This window comes from Alcanivorax sp. HI0083 (assembly GCF_001635175.1).
In genome coordinates this window covers 1-1,172 of the sequence record NZ_LWFX01001517.1, presented here as the reverse complement: position 1 = coordinate 1,172, position 1,172 = coordinate 1, and the positions used below count along the sequence as shown (strand labels likewise).

1 protein-coding gene is annotated in these 1,172 nt (G+C 57.2%); it reads left to right on the top strand.

The window, feature by feature from the left end; translation table 11 throughout:
- Nucleotides 1–21: 21 nt before the first annotated feature.
- Nucleotides 22–1,002 carry a malate dehydrogenase gene (locus A3754_RS22865; protein ID WP_063520123.1) on the top strand — a complete coding sequence of 327 codons (981 nt, stop codon included), beginning with the start codon at nucleotides 22–24 and terminating at the stop codon, nucleotides 1,000–1,002.
- The last annotated feature ends 170 nt before the right edge of the window (nucleotides 1,003–1,172 follow it).

Below are 1,172 nucleotides of genomic sequence, written 5' to 3'. Positions count from 1 at the left end.
ATTAAAGCTAGGAGATTGTTCATGAAAGCACCCGTACGCGTAGCCGTCACCGGCGCCGCTGGCCAAATCAGCTATTCCCTACTGTTCCGCATCGCTTCCGGCGATATGCTCGGCAAAGATCAGCCCGTTATTCTGCAGCTGCTCGAAATCACCCCTGCTCTGGAAGCCCTGAACGGGGTCATCATGGAGCTGGAAGATTGCGCATTCCCGCTGGTTGCCGGCATTACCGGTACCGACGATGCCAACGTGGCCTTCAAAGACGCCGATTACGCGCTGCTGGTTGGTGCTCGTCCGCGTGGTCCGGGCATGGAGCGTAAAGACCTGCTGGAAGCTAACGCAGCCATCTTCTCCGCCCAGGGTAAAGCCATCAACGACAATGCCAGCAAAGGCATCAAAGTCCTGGTTGTCGGTAACCCGGCCAACACCAACGCCCTGATCGCCCAGCGCAATGCGCCGGACATCGATCCCCGTCAGTTTACTGCCATGACCCGCCTGGACCACAACCGTGCCATGGCGCAGCTGGCCAACAAGCTGGGCAAAACCGTCAATGACGTGAAGAAAATGCTCATCTGGGGCAACCACTCTTCCACCCAGTACCCTGATCTGCACCACTGCGAAGTGGATGGCAAAGTGGCCATCGATCAGGTTGAGCAAGACTGGTACGAAAACGACTACATCCCGACTGTGCAACAGCGTGGTGCGGCCATCATCAAGGCCCGTGGCGCTTCCTCTGCTGCCTCAGCTGCCAACGCCGCTGTGGACCACATGCGTTCCTGGGCACTGGGTACCGACGAAGGTGACTGGGTTTCCATGGGTATCTACAGCGATGGTTCCTACGGCATCCAGGAAGGCCTGATCTACTCCTTCCCCTGCACCTGCAAAGACGGCGACTGGACTATCGTTCAGGGCCTGGAAGTCAACGACTTCTCCCGTGGCAAGATGCAAGCTACCGAGCAGGAACTGGCGGAAGAACGTGACGCCGTTTCTCACCTGCTGCCGTAAGGCTCAGGTCGGGTAATAAAAAAAGGGGCTCTTCGGAGCCCCTTTTTTGTGCCGCTCTGCGGCTGCAACATGCTTCACTCAGCATGTAACGAGCGATCAGTATTCAGAATAATCCATCTGCTGCATCTGGGCCTGTTGTGCATACTGTGCATAGTTGGCCATGGTGAGCG

Bases quoted from the DNA above. Each gene is read 5' to 3' on its own strand.
- A3754_RS22865 (WP_063520123.1), top strand. From the start codon at position 22: ATGAAAGCACCCGTACGCGTAGCCGTCACCGGCGCCGCTGGCCAAATC.